Source organism: Bradyrhizobium sp. USDA 327 (genome assembly GCF_041262065.1).
GTDB classification, from domain to species: Bacteria; Pseudomonadota; Alphaproteobacteria; order Rhizobiales; family Xanthobacteraceae; genus Bradyrhizobium; species Bradyrhizobium liaoningense.
This window is the reverse complement of record NZ_JBGCCW010000001.1, coordinates 4143129-4159688: the sequence shown is the minus strand read 5'-3', so window position 1 is coordinate 4159688 and position 16560 is coordinate 4143129. Positions and strand designations below refer to the sequence as shown.

19 protein-coding genes are annotated in these 16560 nt (G+C 65.5%); 11 read left to right on the top strand and 8 right to left on the bottom strand.

The window, feature by feature from the left end; translation table 11 throughout:
• The first annotated feature begins 33 nt into the window (after positions 1–33).
• The gene (locus ABIA42_RS19490) at positions 34–420 is read left to right on the top strand and encodes a response regulator (RefSeq protein WP_271532909.1); all 387 of its coding nucleotides are present in this window, start codon (positions 34–36) and stop codon (positions 418–420) included.
• Between the two features lie 83 nt (positions 421–503).
• Here the strand turns inward: ABIA42_RS19490 and ABIA42_RS19485 are convergent, their stop codons facing one another.
• From ABIA42_RS19485 to ABIA42_RS19465, 5 genes are all read right to left on the bottom strand, one after another.
• Positions 504–1622, bottom strand: coding sequence for a branched-chain amino acid ABC transporter substrate-binding protein (locus ABIA42_RS19485; RefSeq protein WP_370122233.1), 1119 nt, complete (start codon positions 1620–1622; stop codon positions 504–506).
• A 157-nt stretch (positions 1623–1779) separates the two neighbouring features.
• The gene (locus ABIA42_RS19480) at positions 1780–2523 is read right to left on the bottom strand and encodes an ABC transporter ATP-binding protein (protein WP_370122236.1); all 744 of its coding nucleotides are present in this window, start codon (positions 2521–2523) and stop codon (positions 1780–1782) included.
• Positions 2520–3353 (bottom strand): ABC transporter ATP-binding protein, encoded by an 834-nt coding sequence (locus ABIA42_RS19475; protein ID WP_370122239.1) that lies wholly within the window; start codon positions 3351–3353, stop codon positions 2520–2522. Before ABIA42_RS19475 ends, ABIA42_RS19480 begins: the two co-directional genes overlap by 4 nt.
• Positions 3350–4651 (bottom strand): high-affinity branched-chain amino acid ABC transporter permease LivM, encoded by a 1302-nt coding sequence (gene livM / locus ABIA42_RS19470; RefSeq protein ID WP_370122242.1) that lies wholly within the window; start codon positions 4649–4651, stop codon positions 3350–3352. The genes ABIA42_RS19475 and livM overlap by 4 nt, the downstream gene beginning before the upstream one ends.
• A 27-nt stretch (positions 4652–4678) precedes the next feature.
• A complete protein-coding gene (locus tag ABIA42_RS19465; protein WP_370122245.1) occupies positions 4679–5596 on the bottom strand; it encodes a branched-chain amino acid ABC transporter permease LivH in 918 nt (305 codons plus the stop codon).
• Between the two features lie 292 nt (positions 5597–5888).
• On the opposite strand from ABIA42_RS19465, the gene ABIA42_RS19460 reads away from it, so the two are divergent.
• Positions 5889–6074: a hypothetical protein gene (locus ABIA42_RS19460; protein WP_063195310.1), complete on the top strand. Its 186-nt coding sequence runs from the start codon at positions 5889–5891 to the stop codon at positions 6072–6074.
• Between the two features lie 201 nt (positions 6075–6275).
• Positions 6276–6788, top strand: a complete 513-nt coding sequence (locus ABIA42_RS19455; RefSeq protein ID WP_370157153.1) for a hypothetical protein — start codon at positions 6276–6278, stop codon at positions 6786–6788.
• Here ABIA42_RS19455 and ABIA42_RS19450 read toward each other — a convergent pair.
• The 3 genes from ABIA42_RS19450 to ABIA42_RS19440 all read right to left on the bottom strand — a co-directional run bounded on the left by ABIA42_RS19450 (position 6778) and on the right by ABIA42_RS19440 (position 9463).
• Positions 6778–7170: a carboxymuconolactone decarboxylase family protein gene (locus ABIA42_RS19450; protein ID WP_271532893.1), complete on the bottom strand. Its 393-nt coding sequence runs from the start codon at positions 7168–7170 to the stop codon at positions 6778–6780. The two genes, ABIA42_RS19455 and ABIA42_RS19450, sit on opposite strands and share 11 nt — an antisense overlap.
• Positions 7171–7297: 127 nt before the next feature.
• A complete protein-coding gene (gene pcaD, locus ABIA42_RS19445; protein WP_370122251.1) occupies positions 7298–8080 on the bottom strand; it encodes a 3-oxoadipate enol-lactonase in 783 nt (260 codons plus the stop codon).
• 27 nt (positions 8081–8107) lie between these two features.
• Entirely contained in the window at positions 8108–9463 is a 1356-nt protein-coding gene (locus ABIA42_RS19440) for a 3-carboxy-cis,cis-muconate cycloisomerase (RefSeq protein WP_370122254.1), read from the bottom strand.
• Between the two features lie 171 nt (positions 9464–9634).
• Between ABIA42_RS19440 and ABIA42_RS19435 the strand changes: the two genes are divergently transcribed.
• From ABIA42_RS19435 to ABIA42_RS19400, 8 genes are all read left to right on the top strand, one after another.
• Positions 9635–10081 carry a carbon monoxide dehydrogenase subunit G gene (locus ABIA42_RS19435; RefSeq protein ID WP_028179269.1) on the top strand — a complete coding sequence of 149 codons (447 nt, stop codon included), beginning with the start codon at positions 9635–9637 and terminating at the stop codon, positions 10079–10081.
• A gap of 133 nt (positions 10082–10214) precedes the next feature.
• The gene (locus ABIA42_RS19430; protein WP_028137319.1) at positions 10215–10700 is read left to right on the top strand and encodes a (2Fe-2S)-binding protein; all 486 of its coding nucleotides are present in this window, start codon (positions 10215–10217) and stop codon (positions 10698–10700) included.
• Positions 10701–10727: 27 nt separating this feature from the next.
• Positions 10728–11534: a xanthine dehydrogenase family protein subunit M gene (locus ABIA42_RS19425; protein WP_271532885.1), complete on the top strand. Its 807-nt coding sequence runs from the start codon at positions 10728–10730 to the stop codon at positions 11532–11534.
• 62 nt (positions 11535–11596) lie between these two features.
• Positions 11597–12520, top strand: coding sequence for a MoxR family ATPase (locus tag ABIA42_RS19420; RefSeq protein ID WP_271532883.1), 924 nt, complete (start codon positions 11597–11599; stop codon positions 12518–12520).
• A gap of 137 nt (positions 12521–12657) precedes the next feature.
• Positions 12658–13860, top strand: coding sequence for a VWA domain-containing protein (locus tag ABIA42_RS19415; RefSeq protein ID WP_370122259.1), 1203 nt, complete (start codon positions 12658–12660; stop codon positions 13858–13860).
• Positions 13861–13870: 10 nt separating this feature from the next.
• A complete protein-coding gene (locus ABIA42_RS19410) occupies positions 13871–14194 on the top strand; it encodes an XdhC family protein (protein WP_007602422.1) in 324 nt (107 codons plus the stop codon).
• 2 nt (positions 14195–14196) lie between these two features.
• On the top strand, positions 14197–14898 hold the full coding sequence (locus ABIA42_RS19405; RefSeq protein ID WP_271532869.1) for an XdhC family protein: 702 nt from the start codon (positions 14197–14199) through the stop codon (positions 14896–14898).
• A complete protein-coding gene (locus ABIA42_RS19400) occupies positions 14895–16499 on the top strand; it encodes an NTP transferase domain-containing protein (protein WP_370122263.1) in 1605 nt (534 codons plus the stop codon). Before ABIA42_RS19405 ends, ABIA42_RS19400 begins: the two co-directional genes overlap by 4 nt.
• Positions 16500–16560 lie beyond the last annotated feature (61 nt).

Genomic DNA, 16560 nt, shown 5'->3' with positions numbered 1-16560 from the left:
CGATTCTGATCTCGATACCGGGAGTTGTTCCCCATGCCCCGCGTTCTCATCATCGACGACCAGAAGGACGTCCGTGCGATGGTCGCGATCGTGCTTCGGGTCAATCATTTCGAGGTCGTGGAGGCCGAAAGCGGCGCGGCGGGGCTGAAGGCCTTCGCGGAAAGCCCCTTTGACGCGGCGATCGTCGACATTTTTCTCGGCGACACCAGCGGCGCCGACGTCATCGCGACCCTGCGCGAGCGAGCACCGACGCTCCCCATCATTGCGGTCTCCGGGATGACGGCGCTCGACTTCGTGGACCAATCGCCCCACCTCGCCAACGTGGTCTGCCTGCAAAAGCCGTTTCGGCCGAACGATCTGCTGCAGGCCTTGCGGAAGGCCCAGGCCACGGCCGGCGGCAAGCTGGCCGCAGCCGTCTGATCCTGCCGCAAGAAGAAACGCCCCGGGCTAGGCCGGGGCGCGGTGATGATTGGATGGCGGTCTAAAGGCCCCGGCAAGCGCGCTCAGGTGCCGTTGCCGCTGATCTCGGCGTAGCCGCCCTTGGCGTCCCATTTGTAGACGACGTAGTCGATCTGCTTGATGTCGCCCTTGGAGTCATATTCGACCGGGCCGATCACGGTGTCCCACTTGCCGGCTTTCATCGCCGCCATGACCTTCTTGGCGTCGGTCGTGCCGGCCTTCTTGGCCGCCTGCGACCAAACCTGCATCGCCGCATAGGTGTAGAGGGTGTAGCCTTCAGGGTCGATGTTCTTGGCCTTGAATGCCTCGACGATCTTCTTCGCGGTCGGCTTGTTGCGCGGGTCGGGGCCGAAGGTGAACAGCGTGCCTTCGCCCGCGGGGCCGGTGATGGAGGCGTACTCCTTGTCGGCGAGCGCGTCGCCGGCCATCAGCACGGTCTTGAGGCCCTGGTCCCGCATCTGGCGCAGGATCAGGCCGCTCTCCTGATGATAGCCGCCGACATAGACGAGGTCGATGTTGTCGCGCTTCAGGCGGGAGACGATCGCGTTGAAGTCCTTGTCGCCCTTGTTGTAGGACTCGTACATCTTCTCGGTGACGCCGGCCTTGTTGAGCGCCTTCTTGGTCTCGTCGGCAAGACCCTTGCCGTAGGTGGTCTTGTCGTTGAGAATCGCGATGTTCTTGCCCTTGTAGTTCTTGGCGATGTACTGCGCGGCGATCAGGCCCTGCTGATCGTCACGGCCGCAGACGCGAGCCACGTTCCAGAGCTTGCGCTCGGTGAACAGCGGGTTGGTCGAGGCCGGCGTGATCTGGAGCACGTTGCCGTCGGCATAGGCTTCCGAAGCCGGGATCGACGACGACGAGCAATAGTGCCCGGCCACGAACGGGATTTTCGCGCCGGCGATCTTCTCGGCGATCGAGCGCGCCTGTTTCGGGTCGCAAGCGTCGTCTTCGACGGAGAGCGCGAGCTTCTTGCCGTTGACGCCGCCGGCGGCATTGATATCGACGACGGCCATCTCGGCGCCGTTCTTCATCTGGCGGCCGAAGGCGGACTCGCCGCCGGTCATCGGGCCTGCGACTGCGACGGTGACATCCTGCGCGAATGCCGCGCCCGAGAGCGCGATCGATGCGCCGAATGCCAGACCGATGAGCTTCAGTGATTTCATGAGATACCTCGCGGGTGGTCGCCTGTGGAAGTTGCCGGGATGCCCGGTTCAAACCGGCGCCATTCTTGAATGAATTCGAGGAGAAGTCACCGGCAAAATACGGGCATTTGCGGAGATATCTCGCCACATTCGGCCGCACTTGTCGGTCTTGGCTCGGTCAGCCGTGGCGGCCGCCTTCCAGATAGGCGGCGCGAATCTCCGGGCGCTGCAGCAATTCGGTACCGGTCCCGGCCAAGGTGATCAGGCCATTGACCATGACGTAACCGCGATGGGCGAGCTTGAGCGCATGGTTGGCGTTCTGCTCGACGATCAGGACGGTCAGACCGTCCTGCCGATTCAGGGTCCGGATCGCATCGAAGATCTGGCGTGCGATCAGCGGTGCGAGGCCAAGCGAGGGCTCGTCGAGCAGGAGCAGGCGGGGGCGGCTCATCAGCGCGCGGCCGATGGCCAGCATCTGCTGCTCGCCGCCGGACAGGGTTCCACCGCGCTGGGCATAGCGTTCCTTCAGCCGCGGAAACAGCGCGAACACGCGTTGCAGCGTCGCCTCGCGTTCGGCGTCGGTGCATTCGGTCGAGTCCGCGCCCATCTGAAGATTCTCCGCAACGCTCATGCGCGGGAAGATGCGGCGGCCCTCCGGCGATTGCGCGATGCGCAAATGCGCGATCTCGTGGGTGGGAACGTCGGTGATGTCACGGCCTTCATAGAGGATCTGGCCGGCGCGGGCGCGCGGCTTGCCGAAGATCGTCATCATCAACGTCGACTTGCCGGCGCCGTTGGCGCCGATCAGCGCGACGATCTCGCCGGCATTGATCTCGATGTCGACGCCCTTCAGCGCCTCGATCTTGCCGTAGGCGGCGCGAAGAGCGCGGATCGCGAGCAGGGGAGTGGGCGCCGATGTCACGTCCCGTTCTCCATCACGGCCACGGCCTCGTCCTCGTCGGCGCCGAGATAGGCGGCGATCACCTTCGGATCGTCGCGGACCTCGCGCGGCGTGCCTTCCGCGATCTTCACGCCATGGTCCATCACTACGATGTGGTCGGAGATCTCCATCACCACCGACATGTCGTGCTCGATCAGCAGGATCGAGGTGCCGAGCTCGTCCCGGATCGAGAGCAGGAGCTCGCTCAGGGCAGCGCTCTCGCGCGCGTTGAGACCGGCCGCGGGTTCGTCCAGGCACAACAGGGCGGGCTCGGTGCACATTGCGCGCGCGATTTCCAGCCGGCGCTGGTCGCCATAGGCGAAATTGCCGGCGGCGTCATCGGCGCGGTCGAGCAAATTGACCCGCTTGAGCCAGTCGGTGGCCAGATCGATCGCGCGCTTTTCGGCGTCACGGTAGGCAGGAACGCCAAGGAGGCCGAGAAGGGTCAAGCCGGAGGCGCGCATCAGCGCGTTGTGCTGCGCTACCATCAGGTTCTCCAGCGCGGTCATGCCGGGAAACAGGCGGATGTTCTGGAAGGTGCGCGCGACCTTGGCCTGCTTGGCGATGCGGAAATCGTTCAGCCGCTCCAGCGCCATCACCCTGCCGTCGTCGTGGGTGAGGCGAATGGTGCCGCCGCTCGGCTTGTAGAACCCGGTGATGCAGTTGAAGACCGTGGTCTTGCCGGCGCCGTTCGGCCCGATCAGCGCGGTGATCTTCTTCCGCTCCGCCGAAAATGACAGGTCCTGCACGGCAACGATGCCGCCGAAGCGCATGGCGAGCCGGTCGACGCTGAGAATCTGGTCAGCGCTCATCCGTGCCCTTCCTTGACGAGGTCGGACGAGATCGCCTTCGCCTTTCTCAGATACACGGTGGGTGCGCGATGGCCGATCAGGCCGCGCGGCCGCCAAATCATGATCAGCACCATCGACATGCCGAACACGAGCATGCGGTAGGTCTCGAGGCCGCGGAACAGCTCGAAGCCGCCGATCATGGCGAGCGCGGCAAGCGCCACGCCGAGCTGCGAGCCCATGCCACCGAGAACGACGATGGCGAGCACCAGCGCCGATTCCTGGAAGGTGAAGGATTCCGGGCTGATGAAGCCCTGGCGGGTGGCGAAGAACGCGCCGGCGAAGCCGCCGAACATGGCGCCGGTCGCAAAGGCCGTGAGCTTGGTGGTCGTGGTGTTGATGCCGAGCGCGCGGCAGGCGACCTCATCCTCGCGCAAGGCTTCCCAGGCCCGACCGATCGGCAGTCGGCGCAGCCGGATCGTCACCCAGTTGGTGAGGAGCGCCAGCGCCAGGATCAGGTAGAACAGGAAGACGATGCGGTGGGTCGGCGAATACTCGATGCCGAGCCTGGCGGCGAGCCCTTCGTCGCTGTTGTCGAGCGGGATGCCGAAGAAGGAGGGGCGAGGGATGCCGGAGACGCCGTTCGGACCGCCGGTCAGCTCCTGCCAGTTGATGATGACGAGGCGGATGATCTCGCCAAAGGCGAGCGTCACGATGGCGAGGTAGTCGCCGCGCAGGCGTAGCACGGGGAAGCCGAGCAGCACGCCCCAAAACGCGGCGAGGATGCCTGCGAGCGGCAGGCAGATCCAGAACGACCAGCCGAAATTGGTGGCGAGCAGTCCGTAGGAATAGGCGCCGACCGCATAAAAGGCGACGTAGCCGAGATCGAGCAGACCGGCGAGCCCGACCACCACGTTCAACCCCCAGCCCAGCATCACATAGGTGAGCACGAGGATCGCGAGGTCGAGGATGTAACGCTGGTCATAGAAGATGACCGGCACCAGCACCGTAAAGATCAGAAGTGCCGGCGCGAGGTAGCGGCCGATAAAGGACATGCCGCTCTGCACGGCTGGTGGCACCAGCTTCTCGGCGCCGGTCGGGCCGATCCATTGCCGCAGCAGCTCGATCACGATCGAGCCGCCGAACACCGCCCCGACGAGGGAGGCGAGTTCGCCGAAGCGAGTCCAGTAGGTGAGCTGGCCGTCGGAGCCCGCCTCGGTGCGGATACCGACCATCAATGAGAACAGCACCAGCGCGATCAGCGCGTTGATGAAAGCCGTCTTCAGGAGGGAGGCGATGCCCGTTGCGGGTTTTGCCGTCATGGTCGAGGGAGCTGCCACGCGTGACCGTCAGACTTTTTCGACTTCGGGACGACCGAGCAGGCCGGTCGGCATGAAGATCAGCACGACGATCAAAATCGAGAACGCCGCGACGTCCTTGTATTCGACCGAGAAATAGGCCGACCAGAACGTCTCGATCAGGCCGATCGCAAGCCCTCCGAGCATGGCGCCGGGCAATGAGCCGATGCCGCCGAGCACGGCAGCGGTGAACGCCTTGATGCCGGCGACGAAGCCCATGAAGAAGTCGACGAGGCCGTAATAGAGCAGGTACATCAGGCCGGCCACCGCAGCGAGCGCGGCGCCGATCACGAAGGTCATGGAGATGGTGCGGTCGACGTCGACGCCGAGCAGGGCCGCCATGGTCTGGTCCTGCTCGCAGGCGCGCATGTCGCGCCCGAGCCGGGTGCGGGAGACCAGCCAGGTGAAGATCGCCAGCAGCATGATGGTCGTGACGACCACCATGATCTGGATGTTGGAGAGCTGGATCACGAAGCCGTCCGCGCTCTCGTGCAGCGTGTAGCCGCCGGTGATGAAGGGCGGGATCGGCTTGACGCGCGCGCCTTGCGCCACCTGCGAATAGTTGGTGAGCACGAAGGACATGCCGATTGCCGACAGCATCGGAGCGAGCCGGAAGGAGTGGCGCAGGGGCCGGTAGGCGATGCGCTCGATGGTCCAGCCATAGAGCGCGGTGATCGCCATCGAGACCAGCAGCACGACGAGCAGGATCACGGGGATGGCGGTCAGCCCGAACGAGATCAGGATCACGAAGGTGATCAGGGCAATGAAGCCGCCGATCATGAAGACGTCGCCATGGGCGAAGTTGATCATGCCGACGATGCCGTAGACCATCGTGTAGCCGATCGCGATCAGGCCGTAGATCGAGCCCAGGACGAGACCGTTGATGAGCTGCTGGGCGAAATAATCCATGGGCTGCCGTTTACCAAACCTGACGCCGCTCAAAGGGAGCTATTCGAGAGAGAGGTCTAGAGTTTCTTCTCGGGCCCCGGCAGCCCTTGAGCATTCTTCAGGTTTTGTAACAGGAGGGAACTGGCGGCCGCAACTAGCGAAGCCGCGGCAGACGGGCTTGTACAAGGGTCATTTCGTTACGACTGTCGTCTTTTCCGGTTCCGCAACTGCGAGGAACCGGGTTCCCTCAGGCAACCAAAGTGGATGCCCGCCGTTGTCTCAGCTCTGACGTCCAACAAGGGAGTTTCCCGAAATGACGAAGCAGCAGAACCAGAATCCGGGCCAGCAGAGTCAAAACCCCGGCCAGCAGCGCCCAGGTCAACAGCCCGGGCAGCAGCAGGGCGGCGGCCAGAAACCCGGACAGCAGCAGCAGAACGACCCGATGCGCCAAGGCGATCGTCCAGGCCAGCAACAGGGCGGCCAGCGCGGTCAGGAATAGCGAGTTTGGGAGCCCAGGAGTGAGGAGGCCCTGCCGAGAGGCGGGGCTTCCCTTTTGCCACCCAAGTCCCTAGCACAGTTCCCCGTCCCCAGGGCAGTTAAGGTAAACAAAGAGTTTAAATTGCCGCCACGGTCTGATGCGAGTTAGCTCGGCGAAGCCGCGGCCTTTTCGTCGAAGGCCGGCAAACAGGCGGGAAGCGGCATGTTCGGGAATTGGCGGATCGGTTCGGTCAACGGCGCGCTGCTGGCGGCCTATTTCATTCCGGCCTGGGCGATGGTTGCCTTCAACATCATTGTCGCCCCGGTGCACGGCCTCTACGAGCGCCCGAGCGTTGCGGTCGCGCTGTTCCTGAGCGACCATCTCCAGATGGCGGGGATGGACACGGTGCGCGCCGCCTGGCTGCTTGCGCTGGGCCGGCTGACGGTCGTGGCGTTCTTTGCGATCTACCTCGTGCTGCTCTGCATTCCCCGAATCCGCAAGAACGGCGGCAGCGACGAGGCGCTCGGCATTGCGCTGGCGATCGGCAGCCTGATCTCGTTTGCCAGCATGGTGATGGCCTCGAAGGTCGGCGAGATGGCCGCGCTCCGGCTGCATGCCACCGAGCTCCTGCTCTTGCTCGGCGCCGCGATCGTGGTGGTGATCGAGAAGCCGGCGGCAGCGCCGAAGACGTCGGAGATCGCCGCGCCGCCAAGCCTTGAGCCCGCTAGGTCTTGAGCAGGCCTAGCTCCTGCACAATCGCTGAGGCTTCCTTGACGGCGTGGTTCACCGCCGGCACGCCGCAATAGATCGCCTGCTGAAGCAGGATTTCCTTGATGTCATCAGGCGTGAAGCCGCCCTCGGCGAGCGCCGCACGCACGTGCAGGCGAAATTCGTCCCATTGCCCGAGCGCGACCATGGTGCCGATCACCAGCACGCGCCGCGTGCGCTCGTCGAAATGCGGCCGCGTCCAGATCTCGCCCCAGGCGTAGCGCGTGATCATGTCCTGGAAGTCGGTGTTGAAGGCATTGCGGTTCGCGATCGACTTGTCGACCCAGGCATTGCCGAGCACCTTGCGGCGCACGGTCATGCCGGCATCGCGGCGCTTCTGGTCGTCCATGTGTTTCCTCCGAATGAGTCATTCCGGGGCGCCTCGAAGAGGCGAACCCGGAATCTCGAGGTTGCGAATGCCGATCGAGATTCCGGGTTCGATGCTGCGCATCGCCCCGGAATGACGAAGGTCGTTGCTAACGCTGCGTCAAAAATCCCACCACCGCATCGGTGAATGCATGCGGCTGCTCGACGTTGGAAATGTGCGCGGCGTCGATGATGGTCATGCTGGCGCCGGGAATGTTCGAGCGGATCAACTCGCCCGCCGAGATCGGCGTCGCCTGGTCGTGGCGGCCGGCGATCACGAGCGTCGGGCTCTTGATCCTCGGCAGCAACTCACGCTGGTCGAGCGTCGACAGCGCCTCGCAGCAGGCAAGATAACCCTCGACCGGCGAGGCGAGCAGCATCGACTTCATCCTCGCGGTGATCTCAGGCTCGCGCTCGCGGAAATCCTGGGTGAGCCAGCCCGCGATCACGGCGTCCGCGACTGCGGCGATGCCGCCCTTCTTCACGGCGTCGATGCGTTCGAGCCATCTGGTCGGCTCGGCATAATAGCAGGAGGTGTTGGCGAGGATGAGCTTGCCGAACCTTTCAGGCGCGTTGGCGCCGAGCCATTGCCCAACCATGCCGCCCATCGACAGGCCGCACCAATGAACTTTCTCGATGTTGAGATCGTCGAGGATCGCCAGCACGTCGCGGCCGAAACGCTCCATCGTGTAGGGGCCGGGCGGAACGCCGGACTTGCCATGGCCGCGGCGGTCGTAGCGGATGACGCGGAACACCTGCGTCAGCGCCTTCATCTGCGGCTCCCACATCTGAAGCGTGCAGCCCAGCGAATTGGACAGCATCAAGGTGGGCCCGCCGTCGCGGCCCTCGACGGAGACGTTGAGCAGGCAACCGTCGGCATCGATCATGGGCATGCGGCGTCTCCGTCGTATTTGCGGTTCTTATTCGCGGTCGAGGCTGTCGAGCAGCCGGTCGATCAGGGCTTGGGAGGCCCCTTGATAGGCCATCGGCTCGAACAATGCCGCAATTTTTTCCGGCGAAAGGTGCGCGGTCACCTGCGTATCGGCCGACAGCACCTCACGCAGATGCTTCCTCTCGGCGACCGCGCGCCTGCTCGCGGCCTCGATCAGATGATGCGCGTCGCCCTTGCCGATCTTTTCGGCCAGCGCGAAGGTGACCGCCTCGGCCATGATCAGTCCCTGCGTCGCATCGAGATTGCTGCGCATGCGCGCCGCATCGACCTCGAGACCCTCGGCGATGTCGACGATCGCCGCAAGCGCGCCGGAGGTGACCAGCATCAGTTGCGGCAGCGTCGGCCATTCCGCGTGCCAGGGGCCGGCGCTGCGCTCGTGATCCTGCACCTGCGCGGCAAAAATCGTGGCGGCGAGCTGCGGCGCCATGGTGGCGGCGCCCAGCGCGCTCGCGGCGGCGACCGGGTTGCGCTTGTGCGGCATGGTCGAGGAGCCGCCGCGGCCCTCGCCGGCGGGCTCGAAGGCTTCGGCGACGTCGGTCTGCATCAGCAGCGAGACGTCGCGCGCGATCTTGCCGCAGCTGCCGGCGAGAATCGCGAGGCAGGATGCAGCCTCGGCGATGCGGTCGCGATGGGTGTGCCAGGGCGCCTCCGGCAGCGGCAGGTCGAGCTCCTGCGCCAGCCGTTCGGCAACCGCGATCCCCCTGTCGCCGAGCGCGGCGAGCGTGCCGGCGGCACCGCCGAATTGCAGCGCCAGGCCCTCGCGGGAGAGCCGCCGCAGGCGGCAGCGGGCGCGGGCAAGGCTTGCGGCATATTCAGCCGCCTTCAGCCCGAACGGCATCGGCAGCGCATGCTGGAGCCAGGTCCGCGCCACCATCGCGGTGTTGCGATGGCTGCGCGCCAGTGCGGCAAAGCCCTTGATGGCGCGGCTGAGGTCGACATCCAATGCATCGATGCCGGCACGAAGCGTCAGCATCGTCGCGGTGTCGATAACGTCCTGGCTGGTCGCGCCCCAATGCACGTAGCGCGCGGCCTCCGCGTCGGTCTTGCCGACATGGGCGGTCAGCATCTTGACCAGGGGAATCGCGAGATTTCCCGATCGCGTCGCGGCCTCGGCCAGTGCGGCCATGTCGAAGCAATCGGCCTTGCACGCGGCCTCAATTGGACCGATGGCGGATGCCGGAATCACAGCCGTGGCGGCCTCGGCGCGTGCCAGGGCTGCCTCGAAATCGAGCATGTTCTGCAGGGTAGACCGGTCGTCGCAGACCGCGCGCATGGCGGCGCTCGACAGCATCGGCGCGAGCAGGGGGGAGAGGGATGTGCTCATCTTGCGCGCGACCTAATCATCATGGCCCGGCTGTGCCAATCCCCAACCGGCTCCACACGTTTTTTTGCAGTTGCGAATATGCATTGCACGTGACCCGGCCCCGCCCTTTCCTTTGCCGCGCCGCTGCGTTACTTGATCAGCACTATAGTTATCCGACCCGGGAGGCACCTCATGGCCATGACGATGAACGGCGAAGTCCAGCTTGCGGCGCCGCGCGAGGCCGTGTGGGCCAAGCTCAACGACCCCGAGGTGCTGAAGGTCTGCATCCCCGGCTGCGAGGAGCTGGAGAAGACCGACGACGGCGGCTTCCGCGCAACGGCTAAAATGAAGGTCGGCCCGGTGTCGGCGCGCTTCAAGGGCAAGGTCACGCTGTCCGATCTCGACCCGCCGAATGGTTACAAGATCTCCGGTGAGGGCGAGGGCGGGGTGGCCGGATTCGCCAAGGGCGGCGCGGTGGTCAAGCTCGCGGAGAAGGACGGCGGCACGCTGCTGTCGTACGATGTCGAGGCGCAGATCGGCGGCAAGTTGGCGCAGCTCGGCCAGCGCCTCATCAACGGCACCGCCAAGAAACTGGCCGACGAATTTTTCGCGAACTTCGCCAAGGCGGTACAAGGCTGACACCTATCGCTTTCGGCATGGCGCCTTGCGTTCCGGGCGATGTTGCCCCCGGGCATATTGGCCCATATGATGGGCTGGAATAATTATAAGAACCGCTTCGACGGCCCCGTCGGGGCGCTGATAGAGAGTGCTTATGGCAAAAATCTCCCTCATCGTGAACGGCAATCCTGTGACGGCCAATGTCGATCCACGCACGCTTCTGGTGCAGTTTCTGCGCGAGAATCTGAAGCTGACCGGCACCCATGTCGGCTGCGACACCTCGCAGTGCGGCGCCTGCGTCGTGCATCTCGACGGCAAGGCCGTGAAGTCCTGCACCACGCTTGCGGTGATGGCCGATGGCCACGAGGTCAAGACGATCGAGGGACTGGCCGCCGACGGCGCGCCGCTGCATCCGATGCAGGAGGCCTTTCGCGAACACCATGGCCTGCAGTGCGGCTTCTGCACGCCGGGCATGATCATGACCGCGATCGACATCGTGCACCGCAAGGGCCACGAACTCGACGACCACACGATTCGCGAGGAGCTCGAAGGCAATCTCTGCCGCTGCACGGGCTATCAGAACATCGTCGCTTCGATTTCCGCCGGCGCAAAGGCGATGGCGAAATCCGACCTCGCGTAACGCGCATCCCGCGATCAGGACATCCAGATGTACGAATTCAAATATCATCGCCCTGGGACGGTTCGCCAGGCGGCCAACCTCCTGGTGAAGAACGAAGACGCCAAGGTGATCGCCGGCGGCCACACGCTGATTCCCGTCATGAAGCAGCGCCTCGCAAGCCCCCCGCATCTGGTCGACCTCTCCCATATCGAGGGGCTCAACGCGATCGAGATGAAGGGCCGCGCGCTGGTGATCGGCGCCACCGCCAGGCACGCCGAGGTCGCGACCTCCGCCATCGTCGGTGAGGCGATCCCGGCGCTGGCGAACCTTGCGAGCCAGATCGGCGATCCTGCCGTGCGCCACAAGGGTACGATCGGCGGCTCGCTCGCCAACAACGATCCGACCGCCGACTATCCGGCCGCGGTGCTCGCGCTCGGCGCCACCATCGTCACCAACAAGCGCCGCCTGAAGGCCGAAGAGTTCTTCCAGGGCCTGTTCACCACGGCGCTCGAAGCCGACGAGATCATCACCAAGGTGATGTTTCCGTTGCCGAAAAAGGCAGCCTACATCAAGTTCCGCAACCAGGCCTCTCGTTACGCGCTGGTCGGCGTGTTCGTGGCGCGGCGTCCTTCGGATGTGCGCGTTGCCGTTACCGGTGCCGGCTCCGAAGGCGTGTTCCGCGTCACCGCATTCGAGGAGGCCCTGAAGAAGCGCTTCGCCTCGAAGGCGCTGGAAGGCATCGCGGTGCCGGCGGAAGGTCTCAACAGCGATATCCACGGCAGCGCCGAATACCGCGCGCACCTCATCGGGGTGCTGACGCGGCGTGCCGTCGATGCCGCCAACGCCAAGGCGTGAGGTGACCTCACGCATCGGCCCCGAACATGTCCCGATGAGGGCGTAGTAAGACTGGCTTTCTCATGACTTCAACGCCCAATTCGTCCGGTGCTTTGCCGGCATCGGTCGATGCGATGCTCGAACTTCTGACGTCGCGGGGCTACCTCGCCGAGCGGTCGCTTGCGACGGTGACCTACCTCGCCTTGCGCATGGGCCGGCCGCTGTTCCTGGAGGGCGAGGCCGGCGTCGGCAAGACCGAGATCGCCAAGGTGCTCTCGGCGGCGCTGGGGCGGAAGCTGATCCGCCTCCAATGCTATGAAGGCCTCGACGTCTCCTCCGCGGTCTACGAGTGGAACAGCGCCGCGCAGATGATCGCGATCCGGATGGCGGAAGCCGCCGGCGATACCGATCGCGACCAGCTCTCGAGCGATATCTTCGCCGACCGCTACATGATCAAGCGGCCGCTGCTTCAGGCGCTGGAGCCCGACGTCGCCGGTCCGCCGGTGCTGCTGATCGACGAGCTCGACCGCGCCGACGAGGCGTTCGAGGCCTACCTGCTCGAAATCCTCAGCGACTTCCAGGTGACCATCCCCGAATTCGGCACCGTGAAGGCGCCGCATCCGCCGATCGTCATCATCACCTCCAACCGTACCCGCGAGATCCACGACGCGCTGAAGCGGCGCTGCCTCTATCACTGGGTGGATTATCCTGCCGCCGAGCGTGAGCTTGCGATCGTCAAGATGCGCGTGCCCGGCATCTCCGCCAAGCTCTCGCAGCAGGTCGTGCGCTTCGTGCAGGCGCTGCGCAACCAGGATTTCTACAAGTCGCCGGGTGTCGCCGAGACCATCGACTGGGCGACCGCCCTGTCCGAGCTCGATGCCCGGTCGCTGACCCCGCAAGTGGTCGGCGACACGCTGGGTGCGCTGCTGAAGTATCAGGACGACATCACCCGGATGCAGGGCGATGCCTTGCAGAAGGTGCTGAAGGAAGCCACGAGCGAGAATTGACGCGCGTGCGTCATGACTAACTCGTCATTCCGGGGCGCGTCAGCGCGAGCCCGGAATCCATAACCACGATCGGGAGTATGGATTCCGGGCTCGCGCCAAGAGGCGCGCTCCGGAATGACGACCGAGAGTGTGGACCCATGGCCATCAACCACCTTGCCCCGGAGCAGACCGAGCAGTTCGCCGACAACATCGTCGGCTTCGCCCGCGCGTTGCGTGCCGCCGGCATTCCCGTCGGGCCGGGTGCGGTGATCGACGCCATGAATGCGCTCGAGGTGATCGACATCGGCAACCGCGCCGACGTCTTCACGACGCTGGAGGCGATCTTCGTCAAGCGTCACGAGCATGCGCTGATCTTCAAGCAGGCCTTCAACCTGTTCTTCCGCGCCTCGGAACAATGGAAGCACATGCTGGATTCGGTGCCGCTGCCGGAGCAGGCCAAGAAGAAGCCGCAGGCGGGCGCGCGCCGCGTGCAGGAGGCGATGTCGCAGCCGCGGATGACGGAGACGCCGCAGCACCAGGAGCAGGATCTGCGCCTGTCGGTCTCCGACAAGGAGATCCTTCAGAAGAAGGATTTCGCGCAGATGAGCGCGGCCGAGATCGCCGAGGCGCTCCGCGCCGTCGAGCGGATGCACCTGCCGCAGGCGGAGCTTCTGACGCGCCGGCGCCAGCCCGACCCCCGGGGCCTGCGGCTCGACCTGCGCCGCACGCTCCGCGCATCGCTCCGCACCGGCGGCGACATCATCGACATCCATCGCCTCGGGCGGGTCCAGAAGCCGGCGCCGATCGTCGCGCTGCTCGATATCTCGGGCTCAATGAGCGAGTACACCCGCCTGTTCCTGCACTTCCTCCACGCCATCACCGACGCGCGCAAGCGCGTCTCGGTGTTCCTGTTCGGCACCCGTCTGACCAATGTCAGCCGCGCGCTGCGCCAGCGCGACCCCGACGAGGCGCTGGCGAGCTGCTCGGCCTCGGTCGAGGACTGGGCCGGCGGCACCCGGATCTCGGCCTCGCTGCACAACTTCAACAAATTGTGGGCGCGGCGCGTGCTGAGCCAGGGCGCCATCGTGCTGCTGATTTCCGACGGGCTGGAGCGGGAGGCCGATTCCAAGCTGGCCTTCGAGATGGACCGGCTGCACCGGTCCTGCCGCCGGCTGATCTGGCTCAACCCGCTGTTGAGGTTCGGCGGTTTCGAGGCCAAGGCGCAGGGCATCAAAATGATGCTTCCCCACGTTGACGAATTCCGCCCGGTACATAATTTGAGTTCGATCCAGGAGCTGATCACGACGCTCTCCGGGCCGCTGCCGCCGCATCACCGCAGCCTGATCCGCTCCGCAGCTTGAGAGGCACCCAATGCTCGATCGCGACGAGGATATCCTGAAGGCGGCGGAGGACTGGCAGAAGGCCGGTCGTGGCGTCGCGCTCGCCACCGTTGTGGAGACCTGGGGTTCGGCGCCGCGCCCGGCGGGCTCGAGCCTCGTCATCAACGACGAGGGCACCTTCCTCGGCTCGGTCTCCGGCGGCTGCGTCGAGGGCGCCGTGGTGACCGAGGCCATGGACGTGATCCAGAGCGGCAAGCCGAGGATGCTGGAGTTCGGCGTGGCCGACGAGACCGCCTGGAATGTCGGGCTGTCCTGCGGCGGCACCATCCGCGTCTTCGTCGAGAAGGTCGGTTAGTCGTGAAGCTCGCAATCCTGCACGAACTCAATGCCGAGCGCGCCGCGCGCCGGCCGGTGATCCTGGTGACCGACACCGAGAGCGGCGAGCAGCGGCTGGTGAAGGCGAAGGATTTTGCCAGGGATCCCTTGCGCACCGAGCTGGAGAAGCAGCTTCGCATGGGCAAGAGCGCCAGTGTCGAGGCTGGCGGCAAGAAGCTGTTCCTCAACGTCTACGCGCCGACGGCAAAGCTCGTCATCGTCGGCGCGGTCCATATCAGCCAGGCGCTGGCGCCGCTGGCGCGCTCGCTCGGCTACGACGTGACTGTCGTCGATCCACGCACGGCCTTCGCAAGCCCCGAGCGCTTCCCGGACATTCCGCTGATCGCCGAATGGCCCGACACGGCGCTGCCGCCGCTCAACGTCGATGCCTACACCGCCTTCGTCGCGGTAACGCACGATCCCAAGATTGACGATCCCGCGCTGCTGCACGCCTTCGAGCGCAACTGCTTCTATATCGGCGCGCTCGGCTCGCGAAAGACGCATGCCAAGCGTGCCGACCGGTTGCGGGCGCAGGGCGCCAAGGAAAGCGACATCGCGCGCATCCACGCGCCCATTGGCCTTCCGATCGGCGCGGTCTCTCCATCCGAGATCGCGGTGGCGATCATGGCCGAGATCACCGCCGTGCTTCGGCTGCCTCCAAAAGAAAAAGAAGAAGCGGCATGAAGTTTGGACCGGCGAGCCCGAGGGATGCGATCGGCGGGGTGACCGTCCACACCCTGCGTCAGGGACCGCTGGTGCTGAAGAAAGGCACGACGATCGGCGCCGCCGAGGTCGAGGCGCTGGAGCGTGCCGGTATCAAGGACATCGTCGTGGTGCGGATGGAGGCGGGTGACGTCTCCGAGGACGTTGCGGCCGCCAGCATCGCGCTCGCCATCGGCGGCGAGGGTATTCATGTCGAGCGCGCCTTCACCGGCCGTGCCAATCTGTTTGCCGCGCAGCCCGGCGTGCTGGTGATCGACCGCGCTGCGGTCGACCGCATCAACAATGTCGACGAGGCCATCACCTTCGCGACGCTCACCGCCTACAAGCCGGTGGTCGAGGGCGAGATGGTCGGCACCGTCAAGATCATCCCGTTCGGCGTCGAGGGCGTTTTGCGAGATGCGGCAGTGAAGGCCGCCGGCAAGGACGTCCTTAAGATCGCCCCTTACGTGATCAAGCGCGTCGGCATCGTCTCGACGCTGCTACCGGGCCTGTCCTCCAAGGTGATCGACAAGACCCTGCGCGTCACCGCCGAGCGCCTCGCGCCGGCCGGCGCCAGCATCATTGCCGAGCGGCGTGTCCCGCATGAGGAGCAGGCGCTGTCGGCCGCGATCAAGGACTTGCTCGGCCTTGGTGCCGAGCTCGTCATCGTGTTCGGCGCCTCTGCGATCGCCGATCGCCGCGACGTGATCCCCGCGGCCGTTACCGGCATCGGCGGCGAGATCGAGCATTTCGGCATGCCGGTCGATCCCGGCAATCTGCTGCTGATCGCCCGCGCCGGCGGCGTCCCGGTGCTGGGCGCGCCGGGTTGTGCGCGCTCGCCGGTCGAGAACGGATTTGACTGGGTCTTGATGCGGCTCCTCGCCGGCATCAAGGTGACACGGTCCGAGCTGATGGGGATGGGAGTCGGCGGTCTCCTGATGGAAATCGTGACGCGGCCGCAGCCGCGCGCAAAGCCGGAGACGGAGGGCAACAGCCAGGTCGCGGCCATCGTGCTCGCGGCGGGCCGTTCGACCCGCATGGGCGGCCCGAACAAGCTGCTCGCCGAGCTCGACGGCAAGAAGCTGGTGCGCCTTGCGACCGAGCAGGCGCTGGCCTCGAAAGCATCGGAGGTGATCGTCGTGACCGGGCACCAGGCCGAGCTGGTCGAGCAGGCTTTGCAGGGCCTGAACGTGAAATTCGTCCGCAATCCGGATTTCGCCGGCGGCATCGCCAGCTCGGTCAAGGCGGGCATCGCAGCCGTGCCGGAGACCTGCGGCGGCGCCGTGGTGTGCCTCGGCGACATGCCGCTGATCGATGCCGGCCTGATCGACCGCCTCATCGACAGCTTTGCGCCCGACCGCGGCAATCTCATCGTCGTGCCCGTCAGCGAAGGCCGCCGCGGCAATCCCGTGCTGTGGTCGCGCCGCTTCTTCAAGGAACTGATGACGCTCGACGGCGACGTCGGCGCGCGCCACCTGATCGCCAGGCATGCCGAGGCGGTGGCCGAAGTGCCCGTCGACGGCGAGAGCGCCTTCCTCGACATCGACACGCCGCAGGCGCTGGAAGCGGCAAGACGCGGATGAGGGCGCCGTAGGGTGGATTAGCCGAAGGCGTAATCCACCACTGTATTTCTCTGCGGAAACA

Excerpts from the sequence above, each read along its gene's own strand:
- livM (WP_370122242.1), bottom strand. The coding sequence starts at position 4,651 with ATGACGGCAAAACCCGCAACGGGCATCGCCTCCCTCCTGAAGACGGCT.
- ABIA42_RS19490 (WP_271532909.1), top strand. The coding sequence starts at position 34 with ATGCCCCGCGTTCTCATCATCGACGACCAGAAGGACGTCCGTGCGATG.
- ABIA42_RS19425 (WP_271532885.1), top strand. The coding sequence starts at position 10,728 with ATGTACGAATTCAAATATCATCGCCCTGGGACGGTTCGCCAGGCGGCC.
- pcaD (WP_370122251.1), bottom strand. The coding sequence starts at position 8,080 with ATGCCCATGATCGATGCCGACGGTTGCCTGCTCAACGTCTCCGTCGAG.
- ABIA42_RS19465 (WP_370122245.1), bottom strand. The coding sequence starts at position 5,596 with ATGGATTATTTCGCCCAGCAGCTCATCAACGGTCTCGTCCTGGGCTCG.
- ABIA42_RS19435 (WP_028179269.1), top strand. The coding sequence starts at position 9,635 with ATGGCCATGACGATGAACGGCGAAGTCCAGCTTGCGGCGCCGCGCGAG.
- ABIA42_RS19460 (WP_063195310.1), top strand. The coding sequence starts at position 5,889 with ATGACGAAGCAGCAGAACCAGAATCCGGGCCAGCAGAGTCAAAACCCC.
- ABIA42_RS19455 (WP_370157153.1), top strand. The coding sequence starts at position 6,276 with ATGTTCGGGAATTGGCGGATCGGTTCGGTCAACGGCGCGCTGCTGGCG.
- ABIA42_RS19440 (WP_370122254.1), bottom strand. The coding sequence starts at position 9,463 with ATGAGCACATCCCTCTCCCCCCTGCTCGCGCCGATGCTGTCGAGCGCC.
- ABIA42_RS19400 (WP_370122263.1), top strand. The coding sequence starts at position 14,895 with ATGAAGTTTGGACCGGCGAGCCCGAGGGATGCGATCGGCGGGGTGACC.
- ABIA42_RS19430 (WP_028137319.1), top strand. The coding sequence starts at position 10,215 with ATGGCAAAAATCTCCCTCATCGTGAACGGCAATCCTGTGACGGCCAAT.
- ABIA42_RS19485 (WP_370122233.1), bottom strand. The coding sequence starts at position 1,622 with ATGAAATCACTGAAGCTCATCGGTCTGGCATTCGGCGCATCGATCGCG.
- ABIA42_RS19420 (WP_271532883.1), top strand. The coding sequence starts at position 11,597 with ATGACTTCAACGCCCAATTCGTCCGGTGCTTTGCCGGCATCGGTCGAT.
- ABIA42_RS19415 (WP_370122259.1), top strand. The coding sequence starts at position 12,658 with ATGGCCATCAACCACCTTGCCCCGGAGCAGACCGAGCAGTTCGCCGAC.
- ABIA42_RS19475 (WP_370122239.1), bottom strand. The coding sequence starts at position 3,353 with ATGAGCGCTGACCAGATTCTCAGCGTCGACCGGCTCGCCATGCGCTTC.
- ABIA42_RS19410 (WP_007602422.1), top strand. The coding sequence starts at position 13,871 with ATGCTCGATCGCGACGAGGATATCCTGAAGGCGGCGGAGGACTGGCAG.
- ABIA42_RS19450 (WP_271532893.1), bottom strand. The coding sequence starts at position 7,170 with ATGGACGACCAGAAGCGCCGCGATGCCGGCATGACCGTGCGCCGCAAG.